The following is a 19,429-nucleotide window of genomic DNA, read 5'->3' as shown; positions in this document are numbered from 1 at the left end:
GGCGCTCCGGCGGGGTGGCCGCGACCGTGATTAATCACCCAAGCTCGGGTGTCGAGGCAACCAACCGCCAGCGTGTCGCGTACGCGTTCACGCGGTCGGCGATTCCGCACTGAGCCGCCACAGCCTCGCGTAGTACCCGTCCTCCGCGAGCAATTCCTCGTGGCTGCCCTGCTCGACGACCTTGCCGTGGTCGAGTACGACGATCTCGTCGGCTCGCGCCGCTGTGCCGAGCCGGTGAGCGACCACGAACGTCGTCCGCTTTCTGGTGATCGCCTCCGTCGCCCTCAGCACGACGGCCTCCGTCGCGGGATCGAGTGCGGCGGTCGCCTCGTCGAGCAGCAGAACGTCAGGGTCGACCAGCTCCGCCCTCGCCAGCGCCACGAGTTGCCGTTGTCCTGCCGAAAGCGCTCTTCCCCGCTCGCCGACCGGTTGCCGGAAACCCGACGGCAGCGCGGCGATGCCTTCGAGCGCGCCGACGGATCGCACCGCGGCCTCCACTTCGGCGTCGGCGGCCGAAGGTCGGCCGTAGCGCACGTTGTCGGCGACGGTGCCGGAGAACAGGTGGGCCTCCTGCGGCACCACGCCGAGCCGTGCCCGCAGTCCTGGCAGGTCGTAGTCGCGCACGTCGACGCCGTCGATGCGAACGGAACCTCCCGTGCTGTCGTAGAAGCGGGCAACGAGTTTGACCACTGTGGACTTTCCGGCTCCGGTCGCACCGACCAGCGCGACTGTCCGGCCTGCCGGGACTCGCAGGTTCACACCTTCGAGCGCCTTGATGTCGGTGCCGGGGTAGGCGAAGTCGACGTTGTCGAACTCGACGTCGCCGGTCAGTTCGGCCGGTACCGCCACGGGATGGGCCGCCTGCGGGACCGACGTCGGGGTGCGCAGCAGTTCGCCGATGCGCCGGAGGCCGACCTTCGCCTGCTGGTAGCCGTCGAAGACCGAGGAGAGCTGCTGAACGGGGGAGAAGAACAGGCCGAGGTAGAGCAGGAAGGCCAGCAGCACGCCTGGCGAGAGCGTCTGGTCGGCGACCCTGGTCGCACCCACGACGAGCACGACCGCTTCCGCGACGCCGGAAAGCAGGGTCACGAAAGGGAAGTAGGTGGCCACGTAGCGTTGAGCCCTCAGCCGCGACCTGCGGTAGGCGTCGCTGCGCGAGGCGAAGTCGCTTGCCGAGCGCTCCTCACGGGTGTAGGCCTGCGCGACCCTCAGCCCGGTGACGTTCTCCTGCATGTCGGCGTTGACGGCGCTGACCTTCTCTCTCGCCTCCGTGTAGGCGGCGGAGGCGAGCCGGTGGAAGATCACCGTCGCGATCAGCAGCACGGGGAGCACGGCGAACACGTAGAGCGCGAGTCCCGCGTCGGTGATCAACAGGGCGCCCGCGATGCCGGTCAGGGTCAGCACGCTGACGACGGCGGTGGCGAGACCGGTTTGCAGGAACGTCGACAACGCGTCGACGTCGGTGGTCATCCTCGTCATGATCCGGCCGGCCAGTTCGCGTTCGTAGTAGTCGAGGCCGAGCCGTTGCAGGTGTGCGTAACTACGCACGCGCAGCAGGTACAGCACCGATTCGCCGCTGCGCGCGGTGAGCCGGGTCTGCGCTGCGATGACGAACCAGTCGAGCGCGATCACGAGCGCCCCGACACCGGCCGCGATCAGCACGGCCGACTCCACGCCCATCCTGACCCCGTCGTCGACGCCTCGCTGGTACAGGGCGGGAATCGCGACGGTCGCGAGCGCGTCGAACGCGACGAGCGCGATCACGCCGAGCAGCAATCCGCGCACCGGACGCAGCAGTCCCCTGAGGGTGAATCCGGGGTCGGCCGCGGTCGGGTCGATGCCGTCGAGCCGGGGTGAGTCCTCGGCAGGCGGCAGTGCTTCCACCCTGCGCAGCAGCTCGGGCGTCGGAGGAACGTCCAGCGACGAACGCGAACCGGCCGCGCTCATCGATGCGGAGGCTCCCGCCGTCGCGGACGCCGTCTCGGCTCGGGTGTCTTTCGCCGAGGTGGTCTTCCAGAGCTGGGGCGTGATGCCGGAGGCATCCGGTACGAGCGCTTCTTCCCTGTGGATCTCCTCGATGTTGTCGACGTCGTCCCCGCTGGCCGCGCTGCCTCCGATGAGCTCCCTGAACAGCCCGCAGCGCCGCTCCAGTTCCGCCACCGTGCCGACGTCGACGACCCTGCCCTCGTCGAGCACGGCGACCCGGTCGGCGAGCGCGAGTGTCGAGCGCCGGTGCGCGACGAGCAGTGTCGTGCGGGATTCGGTCACCGCGCGCAGCGTCGCGTGGATCGCTGCTTCGGTCGCCGTGTCGACGGCCGAGGTCGCGTCGTCGAGCACGAGGATTCCCGGATCGGTGAGCAGTGCCCTTGCCAGCCCCAGACGTTGCCGCTGGCCTCCCGACAACGTGAGGCCGCGCTCGCCGACCTGCGTGTCGTAGCCGTCGGGCAGCGCGCTGATGAACTCGTGTGCCTCGGCGGCCCGCGCCGCGGCGATCACCTCGGCCTCGCTCGCGTCAGGCCGCCCGTAGGCGATGTTGTCCCTCACCGACGTCGAGAACAGGAACGCTTCCTCGAACACGACACCGACGGTTCGCCGCAGCTCGGCGAGGCTCGTCTCGCGGATGTCGAGCCCGCCGATGCTGATCGTGCCCTCGTGCGGATCGTAGAAGCGGGGAAGCAGCAGCGAGATGGTCGACTTGCCGGAGCCCGCAGTGCCGACGAGCGCGAGAGTTTCACCCGCTCGCGCGTGCAGATCGAGCCCGTCGAGGACGGGTTCGGATCGCGTGTAGCCAAACCGGACGCCGTCGAGCCGCACGTCGAGCTTGCCCTTCGGCATGGGCTTCGGTGTCGCCGGATCGCGTACCTCGGGCTGGGCGTCGACGATGTCGTAGACGCGCTCCGCGCCCGCCCTGGTGAGCTGGGCCTGCACGACGAGGCTCGCCAGCATCCTCGCTGGACCGGTCAGCGCGGTGACGTAGGTGGCGAAGGCGAGGAAGGTGCCGAGGCTGATCTGGTCGTGCATGGCGAGTATGCCGCCGACGGCGAGTACGGCGACCTGACCGGCCGCGGGAAGGGCCGCGGTCGTCGCTGTCGGCACGGCGGCGAGCTTCGCCGACCTGAGCCGTTCCGCGAAGAGCCTGCGCGCCGTACCCGCGAGCTTGCCGGTCTCGCGGGATTCCTGGCCGAAGCCCTTCACGACCCTGACGCCGGTGACGGTCTCCTCGACCTGCTGAGCGACGTCAGCGGCACGCTGCTGCGCTGACCAGGTCGCGGGAAACAGCTTGCGCCTGCTCGTAGCGACCACGATCGTCACGGCAGGCGCGACGATCAGCGCGATCAACGTCAGCAGCGGCGACATCCACAGCATGGCGCCGAGCGCGAGCAGCGCGAAGATGACCGAACCAGCCGAGAGCGGCACCTGCATGAGCACGCCGGTGACGAGCTGTAGGTCGGTGATGGAGCGGGAGACGATCTGGCCGGTCCGCAGCGAGTCCTGTTTGCCGCCGTCGAGCCGGGACACCGCGGCGAAAACGGATTGCCGCAGGTCGTGCTGGACGTCGAGGGCGAGTCTGCCGCCGAGATAGCGGCGGGCGAAGGCGCTGCCGAAGGCCAGCACCTGGAGCGCGATGAGCACCCCGGCGAGCCAGCCGAGGCGCGAGGTGTGACCGGCGACCGCGTCGTCGACGGCGGCCCTCACGAGCAGCGGGCTGACCGCTTGAAGGCCGACGCCGACGATCGCGGCACCGAGGGAAAGCAGGACGAGGACTGGATGCCGCCAGCACGCGGCGGCGAGCCTGCGGATCCAGCCTCGTCGGGGGGACTCGTTCGAATCCTTTTCCGGATTCTCGGTGTTCTCGTGAGCGCCGCGTCGAGTCCTGCCTGACACTCACGTCTCCCTAGAGCGCATCTGACAACCATCGCGTACCGGCTGCGCGGTGCCCAGATGGCGCCTCGCTGCGTTGTCGTCAGTCACCATGACTCCGTCATGTTTCCCTCCGAGTACGGCACCGCCTTGCGATCCATCCATCTGGATCACCGCTCGCGCAGAGGACGGTTCTCAGACGCGCTCTTACGTAATGTCCCTGCGCTTGTTGGCCGCCCATCCGCTGAGGAAGAACACCATGGTCCAGGCGAAGAAGATCAACGCCGCCGCCCACCACGAGAATGCGCCGGGCGCACCCGCGGTGAACTGGAGCAACCACTGGAGGTCCTCGTTGAGATCGCCGGGAACGGTGACCCCCGCCGCGCCGAACGCCTCGGCACCGATGGCACCCACGATTCCGTTGAGCGTGCCGTTGGGCAGCACCCCTCCGAGCCAGCGGACCTCAAGCCAGCCGAACGCGGCGAACACCAGCACGTTTTCCACGACCAGCATCCAGATGGTCAGTGTGATCGTCGCTCCGACAACACTCTTCCACACGGCACCGACACCGATGCCGAACAGCGTCGCCAGGATCGTGGCGAGCACACCTCCGCCGAGCACGGCCATCCACTCGCCCGCGGAGGGTATTCCCACCTCGTCGACGGTCAGCACCGTGCCGAGGCTGGCGGAGCCGACGATGATGACGCCGTAGATCGCGCCCCAGCCGATGTAGGTGATCATCTTCGCGGTGAGCGCGGCACCGCGGTTGGGCGCCGTGAGGAACGTCGTCGTGATCGTCTTCTTCGCGTACTCACCCGCCAGCGCGTACACACCGAAGATGACGGGGAAGAGCGTTCCGATGTTCACCCCGTGGCCAAGCGCAAGCAGGCCGACGGGGAGGTTGCCGAGCTCGACACCCAGAAGCGAAGCCAGTTGGCGGGCGTCGGAGCCGCCGAGGTAGTCGTTGATGTCCCCGACGATGAAGCCCCAGATCATCGCGAAGAGGAACGAGAAGACGACGGCGGGGATCATGAGTCCCCACCAGCTCTTCGTACTGAGCGTCTTGCGAATTTCCGCCTTGATGAGCCTGCCCATTACTGCGGACCTCCCCAGCCCTGCTGCTGCTGTCCCGCCTGCTGGTAGCCGCCGGGTGGTGTCTGGTACTGCTGTTGCGCGCCCTGGTACGGCTGCTGCTGCGGGTAACCGCCTTGGCCGGGATATCCACCGCCGAATCCGCCTGGAGGCTGCTGGCCGTAGGCCGGAGGCGTCGTCGCGCCGTACTGCGGGCTGGTGAGCTGGAAGAACAGCTTCTCCAGGTCCGCCTTCTCTTCTTCCATGCCGTACACCGCGATGCTTGCCTTGGCGGAGATGTCACCGATCTGCTGGACGGTCGCGCCACTGACCGCGACCCTTCCGTCCTGGGTCGGCTCGACCTGGGTGAGTCCGGCGCCTTGCAGCGCCGTCACGAGGCCGTTCGCGTCGGCGGACTGCACGAGCACCCGCGAGCGCTGGCTCGCCCTGAGCTGTTCGAGCGGGCCGTAGTACCGCGTCATGCCCGCGCTGATGATGACGACCTGGTCGATCGTCTGCTCGACCTCGGAGAGCAGGTGGCTCGAAACGAGCACGGTGCGCCCCTGGCTCGCGTACGAGCGAAGGAACGTCCGCAGCCACGCGATGCCCTCGGGGTCGAGGCCGTTCGCGGGCTCGTCGAGCACCAGTACCTGCGGGTCGCCGAGCAATGCGGTCGCCAGCGCGAGCCGCTGCCGCATGCCGAGCGAGAAGCCGCCCGCCTTCCGGTCGCCTGCCGTGCCGAGCCCGACGAGGTTCAGCACCTCCTCGACCCGCTGGTCTGGAACCCCGATCGCCGCCGCGTACACCCGCAGGTGATTGCGAGCCGTGCGCTTGGGGTGGAATCCCTCGTTCTCCAGCACGGCGCCGACGACTCTGCCCGGATTGCCGAGCTGGTCGTGTGGTCTGCCGTTGATCGTCGCCGTGCCCGCGGTGGGGGTGACCAAACCAAGCAGCATCCGCAGCGTCGTCGTCTTGCCTGCCCCGTTCGGACCCAGGAATCCGGTGACCGTGCCCGGTTCGACGGTGAAGCTCAGATTCTGTACCGCCGCGACGGGTCCGAACTGTTTGGTGAGGTCGTGCACCGCGATGCGGCCGCTGCCGTCGTGCATGCTGCCCTCGTTCTCCTAGAGTTTTTTTGTATCCGTGTTCGTGCATGTGTTCGCACATGTGGATGCCGTCGCGGCCCCGGAGCCCGACGGCTTGGACATCCTGCCGTACGGCGCGATTGGACGATGCGAGGAGGGCTCGGGTTCCGGCGCGACAACGGGCATTTGACTCGAACGTCACATTCGTTTCAGCGAGGTAAATCGCCAGGTCGAAGTGCATTTCGTGCCGAATAACGGTGACCGGGGAACTTCGGTGAAGAAGTATTTCCGGCAACTTGCGCCCCCCGGGGAGCGAACTCAGGAGTTATTACCTAAGCTTGTAGTCGGCGGCCCGCTCCCGGTGACCCCCAGGCTGGTTGAGCGGGCCGCCCCTAATGCGGGGAACCTTTCGAGGTTCCCCTTTTTCGTGTCCGGCCTATAGTTCCACCGTGGTGGACGGCAACTCGTGTGCCGTTCCGACCGCGGCGTTGGTGAGGGCGCCCTCGTGTGTGTTGAGCCCCTTGGCCAGAGCGGGATCGTCCCGAAGCGCGGTGCGCCAGCCGCGATCGGCGAGCCGGAGCGCGTAGGGCAATGTGACATTGGTCAAGGCATACGTCGAGGTGCGGGGTACCGCGCCCGGCATGTTGGCGACGCAGTAGAAGACGGAATCGTGAACCAGGTAGGTCGGCTCGTCGTGGGTGGTCGGCCGCGAGTCGGCGAAGCAGCCTCCCTGGTCGATGGAGATGTCGACAAGGACGCTTCCCGGGCGCATCCGCGAGACCAGCTCGTTGGACACCAGTTTCGGGGCCTTCGCGCCCGCGATGAGGACCGCCCCGATCACCAGGTCGGCCTCGGCGACCGCCTCGTCGAGGGAGAGCGCGTTCGAGGTGACGGTGCGGATCCGGCCGGCGAAGGCGGTGTCGATCTCGCGCAGCCGGTCGACGTTGGTGTCGAGTACCTCGACGTCGGAGCCGAGCCCCAGCGCGATCCGCGCCGCGTTCAGACCGGCGACCCCGCCGCCGATCACGACGACGCGCGCGGGATGTACGCCGGGCACTCCGCCGGGAAGTACTCCCCTTCCGCCGCTCGGCTTCATCAGCGAGTACGCGCCGACCTGTGGGGCGAGCCTTCCCGCGACCTCGGACATCGGCGCGAGCAGCGGCAGTGAGCCGTTCGCCGACTGCACGGTCTCGTAGGCGATGGACGTGGTGCCCGCCCTCAGCAGCGCGTCGGTGAGGGCCCTGTCCGCCGCGAGGTGCAGGTAGGTGAACAGCACCTGGCCCGAGGTGAGCATCGGGTATTCGTCGGCGACGGGCTCCTTGACCTTGAGCACCAGCTCGCCTTCGGCCCACGTTTCCACGGCGGAAGGGAGGATCTTCGCGCCGGCGGCGAGGTACTGCTCGTCGCTGATCGCGGAACCGGCTCCGGCTCCGGTTTCGATGAAGACTTCGTGTCCCCGCTGGGCCAGTTCGTGCACTCCCGCCGGGGTCAGCGCCACGCGGTACTCGTGTTTCTTGATCTCTCGGGGGACGGCGATGCGCACGGCTTCCTCCTGCGAGTAGTGCGATGTCGTCACCAACGGTGAGCCACCCGGACGGCGGTGTCATCGTGGCGACGAAACAATGATGACCCGCTTCCGTGGTTGCGGCACGACAAGCCATTGACCTCCAGTTAGGTGGAGATCGCACGCTGGGTGTGACACGGAAAGAGGTGCCATGAAAGCCATCTTGCTCAAGGAACACGGTGAACCGGAGGTGCTGACCTTCGCCGAGGTACCGGAGCCCGAACTGGGCGCGGGCCAGGTGCGCATCGAGGTCGCCTACGCCAACATCACCTTCGTCGAGACGCAGTTCCGCAGGAGTGGCTGGGGCCCGTTCTCCGCGTCGTTGCCGCTGATTCCCGGCAACGGGGTCGGTGGCATCATCACCGGAATCGGGGAGGGAGCCGATCCCGCGCTCGCCGGTGAGCGGGTTGTCAGCAGTCTCAACGGAACAGGGGGATACGCCGAGCGGGTCGTCGTCGACGCGGCCGCGGTGCTTCCCTTGCCTCCCGCTCTCGATCTCGCCGACGCGGTCGCGCTACTCGCCGACGGGAGGACGGCGATGATGCTGCATGCCGGTGCGGGGGTCGGAAGGGGAACGAGGGTGCTCGTGGAGGCCGCCGCGGGTGGCGTCGGCAGCCTGCTCGTTCAGTTGGCCCGCAACGCGGGAGCGACCGTTGTCGGCGCGGTCGGCGGCGCGGGGAAGTTCGACATCGTCAGGGAACTGGGTGCCGACGCCGTCGTCGGCTACGGCGACGCGGAATGGCCTCGTCGGGTCCGCGAGGTGTGCGCCGAGGTCGACGTCGTCTTCGACGCCGTCGGTGGGGACATCGGCAAGGCGGCCTTCGACCTGATCGGCGAAGGCGGACGGCTCGTGACCTTCGGCGCGGCGAGTGGTTCCGTCACGGAGATTCCGGAAGAACTGGCCGCCGAGCGTGGCGTCAGCGTCGGCTGGGGACTTGGGGCGCCGCCGGAGGAGATGAGGCAGTACGCGAAGAGCGCGCTCGCCCTGGCCGCGGAGGGCAGCCTGCGGCCGGTGATCGGCCAGCGGTTCCCGCTCGCGAGGGCCGCCGATGCCCACGCTGCCATGGAATCCCGGTCGACGATCGGGAAGACCCTGCTTGAGGTCGGCTGATGCGGATCGGAGTCGTCCTTCCTCCGTGCGGAGCCGACGGCGCGGCTTCGGTCGCTTCGCAGGCCAGGCACGCGGAGAGCTGTGGGCTGGAGTCGGTGTGGAAGGGCGACCATCTGATCACGGCCGACCCCGTGCTCGACAGCGTCGTGATGCTGACCGCCGCCGCCACGGCGACGGAGCGGATCAAGGTCGGCTTCGCAGTGCTCGTACTCGCGTTGCGCCCGGTCGCGCTGGTCGCGAAACAGGTGGCGACCCTGCAATTGCTTTCGCGGGAACGGGTTCTGCTCGGGGTCGGCATCGGCGACCCGGCACACGGGGAAGCGGGATGGCGCGCGGTCGGCGGCTGCCTCGCGGGGAGGGGAAGGCGTACCGACGCCGCGCTCGAAGTGCTGCCGAGCCTCGTCACGGGAAAGTCCACAGTGGTCGCCGCCGAGCCGGTGCGGCTCGCCCCTTCGGCGACCATGCCGCCGCTGCTCGTCGGCGGAAACTCGGCGGCGGCCATCCGCAGGAGCGCATGGTATGGCGACGAGTGGTTCCCCGCGTTCCCTGCGACGAAGGCCGTCGCGGCCGGGGCGCGCACGCTGTCACGGTTCGCCGATTCCATCGGAAGGCCGGTGCCCGGCATCACGGCGGGCGTGTGCGCCGCGCTCGGCAACGTGCCCGCCGCGACCGTGGAAAGGCAGGCCCGCGCGCTTTCCCGGCATGGCAGCGCGAAGGAGATGCGCGACGCGCTCGCGGTCGGCAAGCCGTCGAAGGTGGCCGAACGGTTCGCCGCCTTCGGTGAAGCAGGGGCGGACAGGGTCGTCGTGACACCGTTCGGCGGTGAGTGGTACCGGCAGGTGGAATTGCTTGGCGAGGTCGTGGACCACTTCGCGTGAGCGCGTCCACTGTGGACCAGATCAGCGGGTCAGTGCCTCCGCGATCACGGCGATCACGTCTTTCCAGTGCTTGCGTTGCAGCTCCCGCTCCCCGGCATCGGCGAGGCGTTCCTGGTGTACCCCGATGCGGGACTTCCCCTCACCTGCCGAGGTGACGGTGAGTTGCAGCGTCGTGTCGTGGGTCCAGCTCGGCGGATGCCAGGTGAGCCGGACGCGGTCGCGTTCCCGAAAGCCGCGGGTCTCGCCGCGCACACCGGCCGTGGTCTCGTAGCCCGCTCCCCGTTCGGGAATCACGGTGACTCCGTCGCCGAGCCAGATCGCGATGCCCTCCGGCGAGATCAGGAACTCCCACGCCGTTTCGACGGGGACGTGGACGGTCTTGGAGACGCCGATCTGCCACCCGGCGTCCTTGGTGAGCCCGACCCGCGAGCCGTGCCGGTTCATGGGCGCTTCACGGCGGCGACCGCGTTGACCTCGACGAGCGCCCCTGGTACCGCGAGCCGGGACACCCAGGCGACCGTCACGGGTGGCGCGGCGCCCGCCAGCTCGGCCGCCGCGACGGGATAGGACGGTCCGAGGTCGGCCCCTTCGGCGAACAGGATCGTCATCATCACCAGATCTTGAACGCTCGCGCCTGCCGCTGCCAGCGCGACGTGCAGGTTTTTCATCACCTGCCGAGTCTGTACGGCGATGTCGCCTTCGCCGACGAGCGTTCCCTCGCCGTCGACGGCGTTCTGGCCCGCGATGTAGATGGTCGTCGCACCGGCGGGCACGAGCGCGACGTGACTGAAGGCTGGTGATTCGACCAGCCCATCCGGGCGGAGCAGCGATGTCGTCATGAGGTCAGCATGGATTCCTACCAGGACAGGTAGTGTCCGGGTATGCGGGACGAATTTCCGGACCGGCGCCCGGTGCGCACGACCAGCCGCCGCCTCGAAGTGCTCGCCCTGCTCCAGGCATATCCCGGTATCTCGGCGCCGCGACTCGCGGCGAGGCTCGGGGTCACGGAGCGGACGGCGCGAAGGGACGTCGCCCAGTTGAGGGAGATCGGCTACCGCATCGAAGGCGAGCCCGGCAGGGAGGGCGGTTACCGGCTCGGTCCAGGCCGCGCGATGCCACCGGTTCCGCTCGACGCCGACGAGGTCGCGGCCGTCGCCATCGGACTGCGCACGGCGGCAGGCGTCGCCGGTCTCGAAACCGCGGCAGTGACGGCTCTGTCCAAACTGACCAAGCTCACCGGCGCCGTGCCCGCGCGCTGGCACACCAGGCTCGCCGCGCTCGGCAAGGTGGAGGCGCAGGAAGGGCGCTCGCCGCGCGCGGCCGACCGGGACGTGCTGATCACCGTCGCGATCGCCTGCGGGGCAGGCGAAGCCATCCGGATCAAGCACCGAGCACGCGGTGCCGCCAAGGCCGTCGACGTGCTGCCACACCGGCTGGTCGCGCTGCGCCGGAACTGGTACCTCGTCGCGGCCACGCGCGACGCGCTGGAATGGCGCGTCTACGCGCTCGACCGCATCGCCGAGGCACAGCCGCTCGGCATCCGCCTTCCCGTTCCCGATCCGCCTTCCGACGCCGTCGCGTTCGTGACCGGCACGCTCGCCGACGGGCCGTGGCGGCACGCGGTCAGGGTGCGCGTGTACACCTCGGCCGACCTCGTGCGCGAACTCGTCGACCCCAGCGTCGCGACCGTGGCAGCTGGTGACGAAGGCGAGTGCGAGCTGCGCTTCGGCACCGACGATCTCGGCTGGGCCGCCCGCTGGCTGACCTACCTCAACCTCGACATCGATGTATTGGAACCGGAAGCGCTCGCCGACGAGCTTCGCGCGCTCGGCGGCTGGCTGGCCGAACGGTACTGAAAAGCCGGGGCGTTCACGCCCAGCGCAGCGCGATGAGCTGGCTGAGCAGCGCCAGTCTGACGTCGGGATGGTCGAGGTCGAGCGGCACGATGTCGAGCAGCTTGCGCATCCGGTACCGCAGCGTGTTGGGGTGGATCCGCAACGCCTTGGCCGCGGCCCTCGGGTCGCCGGGGTGGCGAAGCCATTCGAAGAGCGTCTCCACGTAGTCGGTCGCGTTCGCCGTGTCGTAGGCCCTGATCGCGTCGAGCGGGCCGAGTTCGGTGATCCCGGCGGCCTGCGCCGCCGTCGCGGCCCTGTGCAGCGCGAGTTCGGTCCACACTTCTTCGAAGCACGGAACCTTCGTGTCGAGCACCCCGGCTCTGAGCAGGCCGAGGGTTTCTTCCGCCTGTCTGCGGGACCGCGCCAGCTCGCCCAGTGGTGCCGCGCTGCCGGCCGCCGCCCGAAGCGCCCCCGTCTTGCGGCCGGACGGGATACCGGCCAGCGCGTCGCGAAGCTGGGCCCACGCGCTGGTGCGCCCGCTGTCGGCGACGACGGCGTAGAGCAGGCCGCCGTCCTCCGCGGCGGTGAACCTGCGGCCGATGCCGTGGGAAATCCGTTCGAGCAACGCGAGCCGCAGTCCCTCGCCGTCGACGGTCTCGCCTGCTGTCGTTTCGATGACGACGACGCGGTGTGGTTCATCGGCGAGATCGAGTTCCGCGACCGCTTTCCTGGTACCGAGTTCGCCGCGCAGTAGCGCCCTCAGCAGCTCGGCCGACGCCCTGCGCCTGACGTCGGCGTGTGCCCGCCTCCTCAGCAGGTGCAGCGCGACGACGGGCGCGGTGTCGGCGAAAGCGGCTGCCCTTTCGTCGGCGACCGGACCGGCGACGACGGCCCACATCGAGCCGAGGAGTTCGCCGCCCATCCTGATCGGCACGATGAGCCTCGGCAGGGTCCCGTCCCGCTGGCCCGGCACGAAGATCGTCTGCCTTCCCTTGGAAAGGTCGCGAAAGACCCCACGGGAACGGAACCTGGTGAGTACGTCGTCGGGAATGCGGCGGCCCATGATGGTCGCGACCCTCGCCGGGTCGGTGAGATCCTGCCGTTCGGAATAGGCCAGCACCCGCGAGTTGGTGTCCTCAATGGTCACCGGAGCGTCCACAACGGACGCGACGGCGTCGGCGAGCTGGAACAGATCGCCCGCGTTGCCTTCCTCGCCGTTCTCAAGCGGTTCGGATTCGTCGGCGATCGCGTCGAGCACGGTACGCAACAGCCACACCAGCTGTGCCCACGACGTCGCGGCGTGTACCTCGATGAGGCCGATGCCCGCGCGTTCGGCCGCCCGCCGGAGGGCCGGTCTGCCCACGAGCGGTGGCTTGGCGAGTACGGCGGCGGAACCGTGCTTCGCGCCCGCCTCGATCAGCGCGCTCGCCTCTTCCGGCTTGCCTGCCGCGACGGCCAGCACGAGGTCACCCGCGCCGAGATGGCCGGTGGCTCCGGGCTCCGCGATGACGACGTCGGCGACGGCGGGACAGTCGGCGGGGAGGTACACGGCGTGCAACAGGGTCGGCCCGACCCTGTCCACCACGCTGCGTACCGAAACCATCAGATCTCGCGGTTCTTGCCGTACGTTCCCGCCTGCGCGGCAGACCGGCCGTTTCGCGGCACGCGGCACGCCGCGGATGTGAGAGAAGGCGGGTTGCCCTTCGCCATCGGCCGAGCATACAGCCCTGATGGATACCCGGGAACTCGAACTCGTGCGAGGCCGCTACTTCGCGGCCGAGCGCGCGGGGTGCAGCTTGGTTCTCCCTCCGGGGGTGAACACCGAAAGCAGCGTCGACACCGCGAGCAACACCAGCCCCGCGAGCATCGCCGTGATGAGCAGCCGCTGTACGTCGCCAGGCGTAGCGCCGCCCGCGACAGCTTTGCCTGCCTCGACGAACTCGGGTACGACGACGAGATTGCCGGCGACGAGCAACGGAATCGTCATGACGATCTTCGCGATCACCCAGTAGTGACGGAGTAGTCCCCACGGTGTGCACAGGCTGAGCGCGATACCGCTCAGCGCGGTGAGCACGCTCGCGGGGAGATAGAACACGCCGCCGAGTTCGCCCGCGATGACGTAGGAGCTCGTGACGACACCGGGGTTGTCGCTGGACACGCCGAGTATGCCAAGGGTCAGCAGGCAGGCTTCGATCCCCAGCCAGCCGACCGAGGCGACGATGTGGGTGAACAGCAGCCATTTGCGGGTGCGCCTGCCGACCCGGATTCGGGGCCGGCTTCCGGTCGAGGTAGCCATGCGATGCAGAATCCGGCAGCTGCCCCTGTCGCGTCGTCGGGCGTGAAACGACACCTGCGGCTACGTTCCTCGCGGGAGTGCCGATCGCGGTGACGGCCACGGAGATGTGCACGCCTCAGCCGAGTTCGCGGAGGTTGGTCACCACGTCGCGCAGGATGCTCTCGCGTCCCGCTTCGTCGATGACGTCGTCAACGGTGACCGCGACGATCACGGCTCCTGCTCTGAGCAGAACTTTTCCCGTCCCGTCGTCGTATTCCTGGTCGGCTTCCTGGCCGGAGCCGAACCCGATGTCCGCGCCCACGTCGGTGAGCAGCTTCGCCGCCTCGTCCTCCGAGCGCGCGACCCACACGACGTCGAGGGTCACGACATGCCGCAGCTCCGCCGAGCCGACGCACGTCGTCGGTGGCAGAACCACGTCGCCGACACTGACTTCCTGGCCCGGTGGGGGATACGGTCCGCGTTCTGGTATTCCGGAAAGCAGCGCGCAGGCGTCCGGCCACGCGGCGAAGTCGATGCCGCCTGGCGCGGCGGGATCCGCCTCACCCGTGCGCGAATAGGAGTGGACGATGGTCTCGCCGCCGTCGTTGTTCAGCGTGGCGAGGAAGACCTGGTCTCCCGCCGCCGCGAACCATTTTTGTTCGGTGTAACCGGCGATCGCGGTGGGAAGAGTGGAGTGTTCGACGTCGCCGTTCTTGTCGATCGTCGTCAGCAGCAACGGCGCGGCGACCGGAAGATAGGGTTGCTCGCTGAGATCGGGTCTGACGGCAGCGACGCTGTACATCCGCTCGTCCGTCGCGGTGTAAAGCTGGAATGGCTGGAATTCCGGCAGTTCGGCGACGGGATTCACGTGACCCTCCGGTCCTATCTCGACAATTCTGCCCACCGTCGAAGTGCCCTTGTCGTCGGCCGAGCGATAGCCCAGCAGGATGCTGTCCTCTCCTTCCAGTACCGCGCACGGACATCTCGATTTCGCTTCGCTCGCGGTGAAGAGTTCGTCACCGTCGCGGCCGAGAAGTACCGGCGGTCGACCGGGGCCGACGCGAACGCCGAGCCCGTTGCGCATGGCGAAGAAGTCGGTGTCGTTCTTGTCGGAAAGCCAGAGCGGTTTTCCGGAAGCGGCAGCCACCGCGCCGTAACGGGATCGCGCATCGTCGCCCTCGGGGCAGTCGATGGTCAGCATGAGCGGTTTGCCGGAGAACTCCCACATGTCATTCGGGGACAGCACGCAGTCGTCCGGAAGGTCGTCGGCGGAAAGGCTCCACAAGGTTTCGCCCGTCCTCGCTTCGATTCCTCGTTTGCGGGAATCGCCATCATCGACGACGATCACGTTGTTCGTCGCCTCCCCGCCGAGGATGACGCTTCCGCCGAAGTTCATGTCCTGCGGGTCGATAGACGACGAATTGTCTTGCTCCCACAGGATTCTTCCTGTTTCCGCGTCGAGACCGACGAGATGGTTGAGTTCGTGCTTGCCAGCTTTCCCCGAACTGCCGATGACGACGGTGCCGGATGTGGTGGCCCACGACCCGATTTTTCGTTCCGGTTCGCGGTAGCGCCAGGTGGGTTCGCCGGTGCGTGCGTCGAGTGCGAAGACCTCATCCTGGGTTCCGGTGACGATGTTGCTTCCGGCCAAGGCGAATCGGGCCGACTCGGGCAGTGTCAGAGACGTCCGCCAGGCTTCGGTGAACTCGCCTGCCGCCGGGCCTTGCTCCGCGAGCGGAGGCGGCGCGTCGTCCAGCACGGTCTGCTCTGTCCAGACGACGGGCTGGGCGAGGTTGGTGCCACCTGTGACGAGGAACAGGGCGATGAAGAGCATGACCGCGATACCGCGGATCGGACGTCGGGCAGGCCGCATTTCTTCGTGTTTCCTCATCGAGCGCGGAGATTGGTCACGATGCCGCGCAATGCCTTGTCGCGCTGGTCTTCTTCGAAGTCGAACGTGTCGACCGACACGATCACCGCACCCACCCTGAGCAGCGTGGTACCGGTTTCGTCGCGGTGTTCCTGATCCGCGCCGACGGCCGATTCCGACGTGGCGCCCGATGTGGCGAGTAGCGCCTCGGCTTCGGCCGCGCTCGGCGCGACCCACACCACGCTGAGATCGACCGACCGGACCGGTTCCCTTTCCCCGACCCGGAGATATCCGGAGCACCGCGTCAGCGGAACGCTGACCTCTCCCACGTACTCGGGATCGTCCGGCGGGAGGGCGCGTTCCTCTTTCACCACACCGGAAAGCAGTGTGCACGGGTCGGTCCACTCGTCGAAGGCGGCACCGCCTGCTTTCTTCGCCGGGGTGTAGGAGCTGATGACGAACTCGGTGTCGCCCTCGCGGCGCATGGCGAGAAACACTCGCTCACCGGCGACCTCGAACCAAAGATCCTCTCTGGTGTTCTCGGCGAGCGCGACGGGAAGCGCGGCATAGCTGACCTCCTCGCCGTCGACCATGGCAACGAGCAGCGGAGTCGTGCTGGGGAATCCGGGTCTCGCCGGGCCGATGCCGTACAACCGGCCCTCGGCGGCGCTGTAGATGCTGGTGCTGTGCAAGGAACTCCGTAGCTCGGCGACGGGCTTCGCAACGCCGTCCTCACCGAGCTCGCTCACCCAGCCGGATGTCCTCCCCGCGAGGTCGGGGACGCGGTAGGCCAGCAACGTGCGATCGCCCTGATCCAGGGTCACGCAAGGACAGCGCGCATGCTCGTCCTCGGTGCGAACCTCGTTGCCGGCCCAGTCGATGAGCAACGGTGCCCCGGATCCCATCCGGTAGGTGCTGAGGTCGCGCCGCCGTTCCGGAAGGGGGAACCGGTCCCCCTCGCGGATGGCGCGAAACCATTGTGCCTTCCCGGTTTCGGCATCGACCGTGCCGAATACCCGGTCCGGGTCCTTCCCCCCGCAGCCGAGTTGCAACAGGAACGAGCCGGTCGCCTGGTCAGAACCGCCGGTGGGAGCGGTACACCCTCCCGGTACGTCCTTCGCCGCGAAACTCCACCGGGTCTCGCCGGTCCGGGCGTCGATGCCCTGTGCTTCGTAGCCACCGATCCGGCCGAGGACGGTCCCGGCGACCGGCTCGCCGGAATCGAGTCGCCACTCGTTGTCCGTCCGCTCCCACAATCGTTCGCCGGTTCCGCTGTCGAGCGCGATGACGTGCCAGTCCGCCGGATTGTCGTCGGCGTCGGTGCCGTGGCTCTCGATGACGACGGTGTCGTCGGTCGCGACCCAGGCCGAGAGCGTCCTCCCCGGTTCCGCGTAGCGCCAGGTGGGTTCGCCGGTGGTTGCGGCGAAGGCGAAGACCCCGTCCGCCCCGCCGGCGACGACGTTGCCCGCGGACAACGCGAACCGGGCGTCACCCTCGGGCAGCTTCACGGGGGCTCGCCACGATTCGGTGAACCCCTCGGCCTCCGGTCCCTCGGCGCCGAGCGGTGGTGGAGCCTCGCCGACGACGTGGTCGACCTCGACATCCAGCCCCGCCGGACCCGAGCAGCCGGTGATCACGACAAGAAGACAGAGCAGGGCAACACCGGGCTTACGCACAGGGAAAGAGGATGCCGGTCGGCGCTTTCCTCCCGCTTTCGTCCGCGCTGCCCGAAAGTGGGTCAGTCGGCAAAGGCCGCCGCGATCCACGGCGCGACCGGCAGATCCCGCTCAAGACATTCCGTCGACAGCCGCATGGTCCATCGCAGCGCCTGGATGGCGAGGCTCGCGACCTCCTCGGGTGCCGCGCTGGCCAACGCGATCTCGACCTGTTCCTCAGCGGCTTCGGTGTTTCCGTGCACTTCTGCCAGCAGGGTCCGCACGGCCGTGCGGACGGGCGGGTCGGCCTGGTCGATGGACACTTCCTCGCCTGCCTCGTCGAAGACCTGCACCTTGACCGGTGCGGATCCGCCGTCGCCGAGCGTGGAGACCATGGAGCTGCACTCGCCGAACAGCAGCATCATCATGGCTCGCGTGTCGGCGAGCTGCCCCGTCGAGGAAGGGGCAAGCGCGTCGAGCGCTTCGACGTCGTCGCCGAAGCGCATCGCGATCAGCGCTCGCTGTGCTTTCTCGACGAGCGGCTCCTGTTCGCCTCCGGTTCGATCCGCGTGCACGTGCCCCATCAAACACCAGGGAAAGCCGATTTGGAGCGTCCGCAGGGGTGAGGCTGAACAAGCCGGCGGGATGTGCGCAGCGTGATCGTCATTTCGCCGCGTACAACGCGCCGAGCGCGAGATGTCCCAACAGTTCGGCGAGTTCGGCGTCGGGCAGGTGCCTGTTGTAGGGCGTGGAGTTGATGAGGCCGAAGACGGCGTGCGCCGCCGAGCGGGCCGGTGCTTCGTCGAGCTGCGGAACCGCGGCGCGCAGCGCGCGCACCCACACTTCGACGTACCGGCGTTGCAGCGCGCGCACCTGCTTGCGGTCCTGCTCGGCGAGGTTGCCGAGGTTGCGTTCCTGCACGGTGATGAGCGCGGGCTGCTGTAGCGCGAAGCCGACATGAAAGGCGACGAGCCCGGCAAGCACCTCGTCGGGGCTGCCTTCCTTCTCGGCGTGTTGCCTGCCCCCTTCGAGCAGCCGGTTGCTTATCGAGGTCAGCATCTCGCCGAGCATGGCGTCCTTGCTGCGGAAGTGCCGGTACAGCGCCGGTCCGGAGATGCCGACCGCGGCGCCGATGTCGTCGATGCCGACCCCGTGAAACCCGCGCCTCGCGAACAGGTCCGCCGCTGCCGCGAGGATCTGTTCACGCCTGCTCGCTGTGGCTCCGCCGGCAAGCGGACCTGCGCTCGGGGACATGCCGTCATCGTATTCGAGCCCGTTAGTGAGCGCTAACATCCCGTCCGACTTCAGGTGTGGGCTGGTTGGGTTACTACGCCGCCGTGTCGCTTCCATGGCGACGAAATGCCTGGTAATGATTCTTTCGGCCAATGGTTAACGAAGGGGTCGACCATGCTGGTGAAGGCTTTTCGTTTGCTTGCGACGTTCATGGTCGCCTCGCTCGCGTTGCTCGGTGCCGGAGTCGCGACGGCGGCCCCTGTGGCAGCCGACTACGTCGCGCTCGGCGATTCCTACTCATCCGGTACCGGCGCTGGTGACTACGGCGATTCCGGTTCCTGTAAGCGCAGTGCCAACGCCTACCCCCAGTTGTGGGCCGATTCCCACGACGTGTCCAGTTTCCAATTCGTCGCCTGCTCGGGCGCGCGAACGCCCGACGTGCTGAATCAGACCTCCGCGCTGAGCGCGAGCACGACGCTCGTCACGGTGTCCGTCGGTGGCAACGACGCCGGGTTTGCCGACGTGATGACCGACTGCACGCTCGGAAGCGACCAGAGTTGTATCGACAGGGTCGAAAACGCCAAAACCTACGTGCGGGACACCTTGCCTGCCCTGCTCACCGACGTGTACGACACGATTTCGAGCAAGGCGCCGAACGCGCAGGTCATCGTGCTCGGCTACCCGCGTTTCTATCAGCTTGAGGGTTCCTGCGACGTCGGGCTGAGCGAGGCGAAGCGGGCCGCGATCAACTCGGGCGCCGACGCGCTCGCCGACGTGACCTCCGATCAGGCGAAGTCGGCCGGGTTCACCTTCGTCGACGTTCGTGGTCCGTTCACCGGGCACGAGATCTGCTCTGACGACTGGTGGCTGAACAGCCTCACCTGGCCGGTCGACGAGTCCTATCACCCGAACCGGAACGGGCAGGCGCTCGGCTATCTGCCGGCGCTTGAGGGTGCGATGGCGACGGTCGCCGCCTGATTCATTCGCGTCG

The 19,429-nt window shown here is 68.2% G+C and carries 16 protein-coding genes; 4 read left to right on the top strand and 12 right to left on the bottom strand.

Features of this window, described 5'->3' with window-relative positions; genetic code table 11:
* Positions 1-87: 87 nt before the first annotated feature.
* The 4 genes from BAY61_RS26150 to ald all read right to left on the bottom strand — a co-directional run bounded on the left by BAY61_RS26150 (position 88) and on the right by ald (position 7,560).
* Entirely contained in the window at positions 88-3,801 is a 3,714-nt protein-coding gene (locus BAY61_RS26150) for an ABC transporter ATP-binding protein (RefSeq protein WP_245866287.1), read from the bottom strand.
* Positions 3,802-4,068: 267 nt separating this feature from the next.
* The gene (locus tag BAY61_RS26145; protein WP_091809385.1) at positions 4,069-4,956 is read right to left on the bottom strand and encodes an ABC transporter permease; all 888 of its coding nucleotides are present in this window, start codon (positions 4,954-4,956) and stop codon (positions 4,069-4,071) included.
* Positions 4,956-6,041 (bottom strand): ABC transporter ATP-binding protein, encoded by a 1,086-nt coding sequence (locus BAY61_RS26140; protein WP_091809386.1) that lies wholly within the window; start codon positions 6,039-6,041, stop codon positions 4,956-4,958. The genes BAY61_RS26145 and BAY61_RS26140 overlap by 1 nt, the downstream gene beginning before the upstream one ends.
* 412 nt (positions 6,042-6,453) lie before the next feature.
* A complete protein-coding gene (gene ald, locus BAY61_RS26135; protein ID WP_091809492.1) occupies positions 6,454-7,560 on the bottom strand; it encodes an alanine dehydrogenase in 1,107 nt (368 codons plus the stop codon).
* Between the two features lie 172 nt (positions 7,561-7,732).
* Between ald and BAY61_RS26130 the strand changes: the two genes are divergently transcribed.
* Together BAY61_RS26130 and BAY61_RS26125 are read left to right on the top strand one after the other, a co-directional pair.
* Positions 7,733-8,692 (top strand): zinc-binding dehydrogenase, encoded by a 960-nt coding sequence (locus BAY61_RS26130; RefSeq protein WP_091809388.1) that lies wholly within the window; start codon positions 7,733-7,735, stop codon positions 8,690-8,692.
* Positions 8,692-9,570 (top strand): LLM class flavin-dependent oxidoreductase, encoded by an 879-nt coding sequence (locus tag BAY61_RS26125; protein ID WP_091809389.1) that lies wholly within the window; start codon positions 8,692-8,694, stop codon positions 9,568-9,570. Before BAY61_RS26130 ends, BAY61_RS26125 begins: the two co-directional genes overlap by 1 nt.
* 21 nt (positions 9,571-9,591) lie before the next feature.
* On the opposite strand, the gene BAY61_RS26120 is transcribed toward BAY61_RS26125, so the two are convergent.
* Both BAY61_RS26120 and BAY61_RS26115 read right to left on the bottom strand, forming a co-directional pair.
* Positions 9,592-10,014, bottom strand: coding sequence for an SRPBCC domain-containing protein (locus BAY61_RS26120; RefSeq protein WP_091809391.1), 423 nt, complete (start codon positions 10,012-10,014; stop codon positions 9,592-9,594).
* Positions 10,011-10,409, bottom strand: a complete 399-nt coding sequence (locus tag BAY61_RS26115; RefSeq protein WP_091809392.1) for a RidA family protein — start codon at positions 10,407-10,409, stop codon at positions 10,011-10,013. Before BAY61_RS26115 ends, BAY61_RS26120 begins: the two co-directional genes overlap by 4 nt.
* 42 nt (positions 10,410-10,451) lie before the next feature.
* Between BAY61_RS26115 and BAY61_RS26110 the strand changes: the two genes are divergently transcribed.
* Positions 10,452-11,426, top strand: coding sequence for a helix-turn-helix transcriptional regulator (locus BAY61_RS26110; protein ID WP_245865438.1), 975 nt, complete (start codon positions 10,452-10,454; stop codon positions 11,424-11,426).
* 13 nt (positions 11,427-11,439) lie between these two features.
* Here BAY61_RS26110 and BAY61_RS26105 read toward each other — a convergent pair whose 3' ends face one another.
* The 6 genes from BAY61_RS26105 to BAY61_RS26080 form a co-directional block, all read right to left on the bottom strand.
* Complete coding sequence (locus tag BAY61_RS26105) at positions 11,440-13,008, bottom strand: PucR family transcriptional regulator (protein ID WP_091809394.1); 1,569 nt, start codon at positions 13,006-13,008, stop codon at positions 11,440-11,442.
* A gap of 162 nt (positions 13,009-13,170) precedes the next feature.
* A complete protein-coding gene (locus BAY61_RS26100; protein WP_091809395.1) occupies positions 13,171-13,701 on the bottom strand; it encodes a hypothetical protein in 531 nt (176 codons plus the stop codon).
* A gap of 115 nt (positions 13,702-13,816) precedes the next feature.
* A complete protein-coding gene (locus BAY61_RS26095; protein ID WP_170140285.1) occupies positions 13,817-15,514 on the bottom strand; it encodes an outer membrane protein assembly factor BamB family protein in 1,698 nt (565 codons plus the stop codon).
* Between the two features lie 53 nt (positions 15,515-15,567).
* On the bottom strand, positions 15,568-17,226 hold the full coding sequence (locus BAY61_RS26090; RefSeq protein WP_170140284.1) for an outer membrane protein assembly factor BamB family protein: 1,659 nt from the start codon (positions 17,224-17,226) through the stop codon (positions 15,568-15,570).
* Positions 17,227-17,288: 62 nt separating this feature from the next.
* The gene (locus BAY61_RS26085; protein WP_091809401.1) at positions 17,289-17,789 is read right to left on the bottom strand and encodes a hypothetical protein; all 501 of its coding nucleotides are present in this window, start codon (positions 17,787-17,789) and stop codon (positions 17,289-17,291) included.
* A 79-nt stretch (positions 17,790-17,868) separates the two neighbouring features.
* On the bottom strand, positions 17,869-18,459 hold the full coding sequence (locus BAY61_RS26080; protein ID WP_091809402.1) for an SACE_7040 family transcriptional regulator: 591 nt from the start codon (positions 18,457-18,459) through the stop codon (positions 17,869-17,871).
* A gap of 153 nt (positions 18,460-18,612) precedes the next feature.
* On the opposite strand from BAY61_RS26080, the gene BAY61_RS26075 reads away from it, so the two are divergent.
* Complete coding sequence (locus BAY61_RS26075) at positions 18,613-19,416, top strand: SGNH/GDSL hydrolase family protein (protein ID WP_091809403.1); 804 nt, start codon at positions 18,613-18,615, stop codon at positions 19,414-19,416.
* Positions 19,417-19,429: the final 13 nt, after the last annotated feature.

It is taken from the genome of Prauserella marina (assembly GCF_002240355.1).
GTDB lineage: Bacteria > Actinomycetota > Actinomycetes > Mycobacteriales > Pseudonocardiaceae > Prauserella_A > Prauserella_A marina.
This window is presented reverse-complemented; position numbering and strand designations above follow the sequence as displayed.

Bases quoted from the DNA above. Each gene is read 5' to 3' on its own strand.
- BAY61_RS26095 (WP_170140285.1), bottom strand. From the start codon at position 15,514: ATGCTCTTCATCGCCCTGTTCCTCGTCACAGGTGGCACCAACCTCGCC.
- BAY61_RS26110 (WP_245865438.1), top strand. From the start codon at position 10,452: ATGCGGGACGAATTTCCGGACCGGCGCCCGGTGCGCACGACCAGCCGC.
- BAY61_RS26145 (WP_091809385.1), bottom strand. From the start codon at position 4,956: ATGGGCAGGCTCATCAAGGCGGAAATTCGCAAGACGCTCAGTACGAAG.
- BAY61_RS26140 (WP_091809386.1), bottom strand. From the start codon at position 6,041: ATGCACGACGGCAGCGGCCGCATCGCGGTGCACGACCTCACCAAACAG.
- BAY61_RS26075 (WP_091809403.1), top strand. From the start codon at position 18,613: ATGCTGGTGAAGGCTTTTCGTTTGCTTGCGACGTTCATGGTCGCCTCG.
- BAY61_RS26120 (WP_091809391.1), bottom strand. From the start codon at position 10,014: ATGAACCGGCACGGCTCGCGGGTCGGGCTCACCAAGGACGCCGGGTGG.
- BAY61_RS26130 (WP_091809388.1), top strand. From the start codon at position 7,733: ATGAAAGCCATCTTGCTCAAGGAACACGGTGAACCGGAGGTGCTGACC.
- BAY61_RS26105 (WP_091809394.1), bottom strand. From the start codon at position 13,008: ATGGTTTCGGTACGCAGCGTGGTGGACAGGGTCGGGCCGACCCTGTTG.
- BAY61_RS26100 (WP_091809395.1), bottom strand. From the start codon at position 13,701: ATGGCTACCTCGACCGGAAGCCGGCCCCGAATCCGGGTCGGCAGGCGC.
- BAY61_RS26115 (WP_091809392.1), bottom strand. From the start codon at position 10,409: ATGACGACATCGCTGCTCCGCCCGGATGGGCTGGTCGAATCACCAGCC.
- BAY61_RS26085 (WP_091809401.1), bottom strand. From the start codon at position 17,789: ATGGGGCACGTGCACGCGGATCGAACCGGAGGCGAACAGGAGCCGCTC.
- BAY61_RS26080 (WP_091809402.1), bottom strand. From the start codon at position 18,459: ATGTCCCCGAGCGCAGGTCCGCTTGCCGGCGGAGCCACAGCGAGCAGG.
- BAY61_RS26125 (WP_091809389.1), top strand. From the start codon at position 8,692: ATGCGGATCGGAGTCGTCCTTCCTCCGTGCGGAGCCGACGGCGCGGCT.